Origin of the sequence: Huaxiibacter chinensis, assembly GCF_022171985.1 — a bacterium.
Classification (GTDB): Bacteria; Pseudomonadota; Gammaproteobacteria; order Enterobacterales; family Enterobacteriaceae; genus Enterobacter; species Enterobacter chinensis_A.
This window is the reverse complement of record NZ_JAJVHF010000028.1, coordinates 1-9,057: the sequence shown is the minus strand read 5'-3', so window position 1 is coordinate 9,057 and position 9,057 is coordinate 1. Positions and strand designations below refer to the sequence as shown.

Sequence of the window (9,057 nt, the reverse complement as noted above, 5' to 3'; positions counted from 1 at the left end):
GCTGAAAATGCCGGCCTTTGAATGGGTTCATGTGCAGCTCCATCAGCAAAAGGGGATGATAAGTTTATCACCACCGACTATTTGCAACAGTGCCCTTTGCGACCGTCTTATGGTCGCTGCCCAACTGGCCATAGCCTCTTCAGGTGTCTCTCCGGCCCGGATGCTCAGTTCCGCACGGGAGCCGCACTGGAAGTGCTTACCTTTGGTACAGGACGTTATTAGGTGTGTAATTCGCGACGCCGTCATTTTGTTGCCCTTAGCCCAATGTGTGCAATCACTGTCTATCAGTCGTAACAGCCCCTCATCCGTGATAACGACCAAAGAGGAGGCCCGAACAACTATCCCATTATACATTTAGTCATGCCTTTACTAATAACTAGTTACCATAAAAAAACCTCGCGAGGTGACGGTGTCACGCTTATTGGCCTTTTTTAGCTCACTTTATGTACTATGGGATTTAATTATCGGTAAATCCCATCGTTCAAATAGCACCCCCCATAGTGTAATTGCGGCTAAAACCCTTATTAATCAGTCATATAACGCAATGGTTGTGCATTCAGGGGATGCGATCGCCACTTAACGGGTTGCGGGTTGTTGGTCACCCGACATCTGTGTGCTAATCTTTTTCATCATTAGTCACTAGTAAAGGCTTCACTATATATGACGCTACGAGTATTTTTTTAACGAGAGAGGTGGATAGGCCAGTGAAAATCTCTCAGCCAAAACAGTGGGAAAAGGATCGTGAAATGAGCATGAATTCGCAGCCGGAACTGAAGTTGAGTACCCGTACCGAACAACTCGCCAGTAGTCGTGATGCCGCTATGCAAAAATTTCTGGACGGCATGACGCTGATTGCCGAAGCCTCAGCAATTTGCGGGTTTTCACTGTTTAACAGCAAAATTATGGCCCCTAATGCTTTTGGCCTTCCTGCGTCCCTGGCCGCAAGCATCGAGGAAGGGCGACAGCAAATAGACCGTAAGACATGGAACAATCTTTTTGAAGAAACGGGTATTGACCGATTCTGGAATCACAACCAGCGGGCAGAGTTCCGTGAGTCTCTCCGGAACGCTCCGCCAATTGCGTCGTTAACCGTAATCCGCAGTACATTGCGCCAGGCAGTTGCCATGCGCAGCATTACACTTGCTGAAGGGTTTGTTGATCTGCTATGCCAGCTTGATCGCCGGTATAAAACTAATGCCCAGCAATTTGTGATGCCAAAAAAACTGGTACTACGCGGCATTTTTCCCGACTCGAACATGATGAGATATAATGGCTTTTCTCAGGATAATCTCTTCTATTTAAACGACTTTGAGAATATCGTTTGCATCTGCTCCAATGCAGCAACACCGCCTGTCGGCAGTGGAATGAACATGTACGATCGGCTTGCTGTCTTACGGAAAACCGATTTTACGGGTGACATTACCGACCCGAAGGGCTGGAAGTGCCGATTGTTCGAAAATGGTAACGTCCATATCTCAGTTGAGTGTGAAAGCCTGCATAACGCACTGAATGACCTGATTAGCATTTATTTTGCCAACCAGATCCCGGCCAAAGGATAAGAATGATGACTGACAATGTAAATTTGATGAACGGGGATGAACAGACAGCGTCCAGTTTAAGTGAAGATACTCCAAAAACGCCCCCTCTAAGCCCCGAGTTACTGAAGAATTCCCCTTACTCGTCAATAGCTAAGGTTAAATATTTCACCGAGATTGAACAAATCTGCCTCGATAAGAGCATCAGCACCGAAAACCTCGACCAGTTTTTCAAAGCCCACTGGCTGCGGGATAAAATGGGGGGATCTTTTGCCCGGGCTCAGGAGATGCTGGCGGCCTACAAGCAATACGTGGACGAGGTGCCCGAAGAAGCACGCGCGATTGAAATCCCTGACCAGATTAAAGATGCATTCAGTGATTTTACTGCGTTTATCACCTGGTACTTCCGCTTAAGCTATACGGCTATCCAGAGTGATAGCGTGAAAATTGCGAAGGCAGAAATTACTCAGTTACGGCACCGGAATGCTGAAATTCTGGAAGAACTGTCACAGTCGAAAGAACAGGCTACAGTCCTGAATAACGAAAAAGTTAACCTGATTAACCTGCTGGAGCAGCAGCGTGAACTCTCCAGTAAATTAGAAGATTCACTTCAGGAAGCAGAAGAAACTCTGGCAGGAACTCAAAGTGAATTACAGCATGCCCAAAACGAGATCCAGCTTTTACAGCAGACAGTAGGGACACTGAACCAGCAACTGAGTGAGCGCAAACAGGAACTGGCCTCGCAGCAGGAGTATCAGAAGCAGCTTAATGATGAAAATAAAGCGCAGCAGGTAGAGCTGACCGCCCTCAACAGCCAGAATGAAAACTTACAACGGACCGTGTCTGATTTAAAGTCCAGTGTCAGTCAGCTTGAACAGGACCTTTCTTCATCACAATCCCATGCCTCTGAATTGAGCTCATCTTTAGCCGAAAAGGACACGGCCCTGACGCTCGTCCGGTCGGAGCTCTCAACAGCTAAAGGGACGAATGAACAACTACGAGCTGAAGCACAACGCTTAGCTGATGAGAACCTGGTGTCCAAAAAGGTCCAAACAGATCTGACAGAAGAGCTTCAGCAGCTCAGGAATCAGATGATGTCCATGGAAGCGACACTCAATGCGGAAAAGACCATTGCAGAGTCTTTACGAGGAACAATCAAGCAGCTTACCGAAGCTATGACCGGCGTAGTTGCTATCAAACCTAAATCCCCAGGGGCATCAAAACCGCGAAACAAAAAGACGACATAACTGCTCCCGCCAGGAATTTGCTATAAACTTAAATTCCTGGCGCCCGTAGGCTCTTTATCCCGTCCGGAGGAGTTTACGTCCTTCCGATAGCATTTGGCTGATTTTCCCCGAGTCACTGATCTCAAGAGCATCAACCAGGCTAGTGATCCCGCCAACAGCTTGCTGCTGCGAAATAGCTCCCAGCTTATAGTCATCGAGTACTGCCGCCAAAAACGCTTTCAGTTTAACCTGTTCACTCATCGAAAGTATGTACGCCATTTTTAACCCCATTTTAAGGTTGTGATTCGGGTGAATTGTATTTTTTAGCTTCAGGGAAATGAGGGAGATCCTGGGATTCCGTCTTCTCCGTAGCATCCCAGTGCCACCATCCATAGGCCCCATATTCCTGGTTGTAATACGCCTTCTTAAGTTCCTTTCGCGCAAGATAGGCTGGTGTCGACATTCCGAAAACCTCCATCGGGAACGGCTTATCACTCCGGGTATCAAGTAAATAAAAATCGGGGAATACATCGCTCGCACTTGCGTCATACCGCATAGGCTTAACATAGTGCCGGTGTTCGGCATCCAGTTTACGGGATACAATCGCTTCGTATGAGGAGTCCAGAGGTATCCAGTTATCACTCACCAGCATAAGCACTATCTGATGAGCTCGTGCAGAGAGACCTCTAGTGGTCACAGATACGGGAGAGGTAAGTGCAAAAACAACAACTTTGCCACCATTTTTCCAGGCTGCATATTCCAGTGGGAATCGCCGCTTCACGCTATCCCAGTGCCCGTCTGAGTTAAAGAAGGTAAGGGGCATACCGCCGAAGTTACGCATAGGAAGAAACTTCAGTGGCTTCTCATGCTTTTCTGCGTCATAGCGCGGCAGTACTGATAGCAGCAGCAGTCGCTTGTCGCTCAGTTCTGCGGACGACAACAGCTTAACCTGCTCACTGGCCACTTTGCTTTTAGAGTCCGCCACCCCGATAAAGAGATGGTCGCCAATACACGCTCTACCTGATTTGACCTGCTTTGCGGCGTCCAACATCCGGTAGCGAACCAGCGAATCATTTCGCTTCCCGGCCATATTCGGATACCAGACATTAAGACCGGCTTCAGTCCACAACAGACTCAGAAGTCCGGACAGGGTCATTGAAGCCTGTCCACCTTCAGGTCGCTGGATTTGGGGCGGGGTAGGAACCTCTGACTTTTCCGGCGGATCTTTCTCCGTCATGCCTATTCCGAGGCGTATTGACATGGTCCCCTCATTGTTGATGCGTACAACATTGCTGGCATAACCCTTTAACCCCGTATGCCTGGCATCAAGGTCGAAAAACACGCACGATGGATCATGCTCAGTGCCGGTATTTGCAGCCTTAATCAATATGAAGGTATCACTGTTTGGTAGCGACCGGACGTACAGACGCTTTGCGCCTTTGCCCCGGCATCCGCAGGTGATCACAGATTTCTGCCCGGACGTGTGGTGTGCTTTCTTTAGGGCCGACTGCCATCCCTTTACATACTCGTTCTGCGTCTGAAATTCAGCCGAGTATCGTTTCGTGTTTGGTTCGTCATCGTAAGCAATAAATACTGCAAACTTCTGGCCCATGGGACCTCCTGAAATTTAAAAGACTAATAGCCCAGCCATCTCAATACATCCTGCGCGTTGTACTCTTCCTTCTCACCCAACTCGGAAAAAAACACGTTGATGTCGCTGGCCTCAACGCCATGTTTAGCAAGCTCTTGGAGAGCCCTTTGTTTTGTAATAGTAAGATCTTCAGCTGAATCAAAATACGTCATCAGTACCTCCTGATGAAGGCGATAACTGAAGCAGGCTTACTCTTCCTGCCCAGGTTTTATCTGCGTGAATGTTAATATTTTGTGAATTAAACCATTACGTTACCCTGTTAAATCACACAGAAGAATGACTATGATGCCGCTTCAAACTCTCCCTTGAGCCGAGCCGAAACGGCAGTCTCAATACGGCTCCGAAGCAAACTGGCCACGGCCGCAAATACGTCGACGATGACCGAATTCCCGAACTGGCGATAGGCCTGCGTATCAGAGACTGGAATGCGAAAAGTAACTTTTCCCGGTTGCTCGAACCCCATAAGGCGGGCACATTCTCGCGGGGTTAAACGGCGTGGGCGCCTTGCCAAATTGACAGGATCATTAAAGTGCTTTTCGCCTATGCTAAAATCCCATCCCCGGTCTAATAAAATTTCAGATCCATCCCGATAATAGCGTGCGCTGAGTGTTCTGCAAACCACTGTTTCTATTGATGAATCTACCAAACCATAGCCAAATCCATTGCCTTTTGCCTGGTGCTTTTTAGCGTAGTTATAAAGGTATTCCCAGAGCTTTGGAGAAAGGATGTAACGGCTATCGACCTCAGCGTCCAGCAGCTCCCTAAGGGTTGGCCGTCGTGAAGGATAAAGAGCGGATACACCACTTAGCGAAAAGCCATCATTGAGTTTCAGATCACGGCGGAAACCGACCAGCACGATACGTTCCCGGTGCTGAGGTCTGAAGTTCTTACCGTCAATTATTTTGGGGTCCTTTGCTCCGTGAGCATCGGAGTCGGCAACATCGTAGCCGAGCTCATCAAGCGCATTCATGATGATGCGGAACGTATTGCCTTTATCGTGACTCTTCAGATTTTTTACGTTCTCCAGAACGAAAATGGCAGGCTGTTTGGCTCGGATGATCCGGGCAACATCAAAAAAAAGGGTCCCCTGGGTGTCGCATTCAAAGCCGTGCTTTCGGCCAAGGGAGTTCTTTTTGCTGACACCGGCAATACTGAACGGCTGGCATGGGAAACCTGCGAGCAAAACATCATGGTCTGGGATGGATGCATCGATAGAAGCATAGGCCTGGTCATCCGAAACATCGGGAAGATTACTGAGTGTAATGTCCCGGATATCTGAGTTGAAATGGTGCTCAGTCTCGTCACAGTACCAGTTTGCACTGTAAGTCCGTCGGGAGAACTGATTCCACTCACTGGTGAACACACATTTCCCGCCGATGGCGTCAAAACCACTCCGGAGGCCACCGATCCCAGCAAACAAGTCAATAAATCGGAAAAACTTCTGGTCATAGTCCGCTGGCCGAGAGGGGAGCAACGTTCGAAGATAACGATATCCTTCCTGGGTGATTTGGCATTCATTAACTGCACCTTTAATCTGGCGAATAAGCGTTCCCCTCGACCATTCGCTGCCGGTTGCAGCATTAAGTTGCTCAGCCAAATCCTTCACGTCGTAGATGCTTGCAACCTGCACCAGTAATTTATGGATAGAGGAAGGTGTCTCATCATTAAGCAATGCTGTTATTGCAGGCTCAGTTCTATCGTTGTACATCCTTACTCCGTGAAATGTGATTAATTTAGGTTCTCAGACTACCACGCGGTGAAAATTCAATTTTTTGTTAAAGGCCTTTATTTTCATCTCCTGTATTAAAATTTTTATCCACTCAAATTGCCTCCGTTAACAGAAAATCGCCGAGTTTCTAATTGGTACAATAAGCGCGTCAAATCACACGACTTATTTGTTACTACGAACCATCTAATTCAGGGAGAACGTATGACTCTTTTGAAAAAGTTACTTTTGCCGACATTAATCGTCCTTTTCCCGGTGGCAACTCTTGCTACCCAATCATCATTTGAAGCGAAAGTGGTAAAAATTATCGACGGGGACACAATCACCGCGCTCGATGGTCAGAATACAAACATCAAAATCCGCTTGTACGGTATTGATGCCCCCGAAAGTAAGCAGGCCTTTGGACAAAAGGCTAAACAAGCGTTGAGCTCCGCGATTGCTGCACAGAATATTACGGTAATAGACCACGGACCTGATATTTACGGCAGGATGCTGGGAACCATTTGGCTTGATGGTTATGACATAAACGCCTCAATGGTAGACAGTGGCTATGCATGGGTATACCGGTTTGACGGTAATGCCATCGTCCCAAACTATCTGAAATTCGAAGCTTCAGCGCAGAAAGCAGTTAAAGGCCTCTGGGTAGATCCGAATCCCGTTGCCCCCTGGGAGTGGCGCCAGCAAAACCAGAAACCTCAAAAGACGAAAAGCAGGGGGTGACCGCGATGACAAGACAACATCCTTTATTGAAAATTGCGCTTAATAACGATGGACATCTTTCGTGGCCAATTTTACCCGGACAAACTCAGCGCTGCCCAACGTGTCTGCGAGACGTTATTCCGGGTCCGGATGGGGATTTAGTACATCAAGTGGAGGAGGGCGTTAACCCCTGCACGCCATCTGTAGATGTTGTCATTTCAAAGTCGATCATTGAACTCCTCAGCGCAGGTGAGCGCCTATATGTTAACCCAGTTAAGAACGCGAATAGAACACTGGCCCCATCGTTTATCTTTCTGCACAAAGACCAGCAACTTCGACCATTTATAAATACGGACTATCAACCAGCAGGGGCCACCTGGAGAAGTGATAAAGGGAACAGACTTGGTCTTTTCTATATGGATGAGCGAGCGTCTAAAATTAATAAGGACCAGTTCGATTTTATTGCTGTAATAGACCCATCTACTTTTCAAGCAGAATTTGAGACCTTATGGTCCATGGGCGAATTTGATAACCCCCTTACCGCGTTACAGCACTCACTGGTTTCAGAGAATATGTCATCTGTCTGGGTGAAATGGCCTGTTAAAAACCTGCAATCGAGGAAAGAATCGGTGAAGTCCGATTACTGGTATGACTATTATACACCTCACTACCCAGAGGAGCAGGCAGCTTGCACGGCAACCGTGATTGGAATAGACGGAAATGTATCCGGGGAAACTATTTACATGCTCCAGATCGCCCTAGACCGGTCGACAGTTGAGTACCAGCTTGTAAAATCGCTAGGGGTCATATTGCTACTGGATAATACGGGAAATTTGGTATCGGAGGCGCAGCCTCACTTTGATATAATCATCAAAGCTTGCATCTCGGGCGTCAGAGACTTTGTACGTCAAAATCCTCGAATGCGGAGTGTGGAGCATCAGATTACCAGTGCAATGCCTGGTTAGTTAAATCATGAAGGATTTCCAATGACATGCAGCCGGTTGAGTTCTGATTCGATTGACGGGTTCACCTTTTTCATTTCGCCTCACGGTCAGGGATGTAGACTGTCTGTCGAACCTGAATACCGCCGCAATGGAACACAAAATTTCGATGGCTGGTTCCCTCGATATTACACTAAGCCACAATACGCTAAAGCAGCATTGACACGGTTTCTTGGGGAACCTGTTAATTGGTTGGATTGTAATGACCATAATTAGGGCTTTCAGACAGTTAGCCAACAAAAAAATCTTTAACTCACCAACAATATTGAGAATTACCAAATGGAAAATCTGGATGTTGTATCAGCGGTAGATTTTTACTTAGAAAAAGCATTTTATTTATTTGGATTCATAATGTTAGGTATGGCATGGCTTACTTTCCGTGCTGGTTCAACTTATCAGCATTTTAAAAATGCTGATAAGTTAGTCAGTGAAGGTAGAGGATCTTTCTCAAGCGGTGAAGAACCTGAAATGATCCGGCGACTTAAGTTCCAAACATTGATCTGGTACATTGCTAATTGTGTGGTGTTAGCACTATCCACTATTGTTTTTGGGTATCTATTTTATCTACTTCACAGTTAATCAAACAAGGAGATATTTTTATGCACGAGAATCAGGCACATCAAATAATTGACGCACTAAGTAAAGATAAGTATATCTACATTGCCCTTATGATTTTAGTCATTCACCTCTTGATGAAGCAAGTGAATAAACATCACGATAAGCTTGTAACTTCAAGGCGTATTTATGATGACCATAAATCTGGCAAAGCACTCGATGAAACACCAGCCGAAACCTTGACCATGATGAAAAAAAGCTTTATTTCCATCGTAGTTAACTTATTTTCAATTATTAGCGTCACGGTACTGGCTGCATGTTTTTTCATCTATTTTTAGTTCAGTAATGGTACAGATAGTTCCGCTGGTACCTATGGCGGTCTATCTGTATGAGTTTAAAAAATTTTTCTAGTAACGAAGGACCTAAAATGATTAGGTAAGAACGGGGTAAGCCCGTCCTATGTCCTGGATGGTGATAATGCAGGTTGCCCACAGGAAAATCATCATGGAAATCCCAAATCCCGTGCCAGTGCGTAATCCAAGAAGTAAAACGTAACCCATTGATTTATATGTCAAAGCAAGTTTAAAATGTCACCTCTTTGTGCAAGATAGAAAGGGCACTTTCAGCCTATGTAATCATATTAATGTGACTGCTGCGTTATCCC

Annotated in this window: 10 protein-coding genes; 6 read left to right on the top strand and 4 right to left on the bottom strand. The window is 46.4% G+C overall.

What is annotated here, in order from left to right; all coding sequences use genetic code 11:
- Positions 1-704: 704 nt before the first annotated feature.
- Together LZP96_RS23400 and LZP96_RS23395 are read left to right on the top strand one after the other, a co-directional pair.
- Entirely contained in the window at positions 705-1,559 is an 855-nt protein-coding gene (locus LZP96_RS23400; protein ID WP_223866326.1) for a DUF4942 domain-containing protein, read from the top strand.
- 2 nt (positions 1,560-1,561) lie between these two features.
- Positions 1,562-2,782: a coiled-coil domain-containing protein gene (locus LZP96_RS23395; protein WP_032610436.1), complete on the top strand. Its 1,221-nt coding sequence runs from the start codon at positions 1,562-1,564 to the stop codon at positions 2,780-2,782.
- A gap of 54 nt (positions 2,783-2,836) precedes the next feature.
- On the opposite strand, the gene LZP96_RS23390 is transcribed toward LZP96_RS23395, so the two are convergent.
- From LZP96_RS23390 to LZP96_RS23375, 4 genes are all read right to left on the bottom strand, one after another.
- Positions 2,837-3,040, bottom strand: coding sequence for a hypothetical protein (locus tag LZP96_RS23390; RefSeq protein ID WP_024191726.1), 204 nt, complete (start codon positions 3,038-3,040; stop codon positions 2,837-2,839).
- Positions 3,041-3,053: 13 nt separating this feature from the next.
- Positions 3,054-4,373: a DUF1173 family protein gene (locus LZP96_RS23385; protein WP_032610439.1), complete on the bottom strand. Its 1,320-nt coding sequence runs from the start codon at positions 4,371-4,373 to the stop codon at positions 3,054-3,056.
- Positions 4,374-4,396: 23 nt separating this feature from the next.
- Complete coding sequence (locus tag LZP96_RS23380; RefSeq protein WP_016246550.1) at positions 4,397-4,564, bottom strand: hypothetical protein; 168 nt, start codon at positions 4,562-4,564, stop codon at positions 4,397-4,399.
- Positions 4,565-4,692: 128 nt separating this feature from the next.
- Positions 4,693-6,120, bottom strand: a complete 1,428-nt coding sequence (locus tag LZP96_RS23375) for a DNA cytosine methyltransferase (RefSeq protein WP_015062959.1) — start codon at positions 6,118-6,120, stop codon at positions 4,693-4,695.
- A gap of 222 nt (positions 6,121-6,342) precedes the next feature.
- On the opposite strand from LZP96_RS23375, the gene LZP96_RS23370 reads away from it, so the two are divergent.
- The 4 genes from LZP96_RS23370 to LZP96_RS23355 all read left to right on the top strand — a co-directional run bounded on the left by LZP96_RS23370 (position 6,343) and on the right by LZP96_RS23355 (position 8,731).
- Complete coding sequence (locus tag LZP96_RS23370; protein WP_015062960.1) at positions 6,343-6,858, top strand: thermonuclease family protein; 516 nt, start codon at positions 6,343-6,345, stop codon at positions 6,856-6,858.
- A 5-nt stretch (positions 6,859-6,863) separates the two neighbouring features.
- Positions 6,864-7,802 carry a hypothetical protein gene (locus tag LZP96_RS23365; protein WP_015062961.1) on the top strand — a complete coding sequence of 313 codons (939 nt, stop codon included), beginning with the start codon at positions 6,864-6,866 and terminating at the stop codon, positions 7,800-7,802.
- Between the two features lie 315 nt (positions 7,803-8,117).
- On the top strand, positions 8,118-8,417 hold the full coding sequence (locus tag LZP96_RS23360; RefSeq protein ID WP_016246547.1) for a hypothetical protein: 300 nt from the start codon (positions 8,118-8,120) through the stop codon (positions 8,415-8,417).
- Positions 8,418-8,437: 20 nt separating this feature from the next.
- On the top strand, positions 8,438-8,731 hold the full coding sequence (locus tag LZP96_RS23355) for a hypothetical protein (protein WP_016246546.1): 294 nt from the start codon (positions 8,438-8,440) through the stop codon (positions 8,729-8,731).
- Positions 8,732-9,057 lie beyond the last annotated feature (326 nt).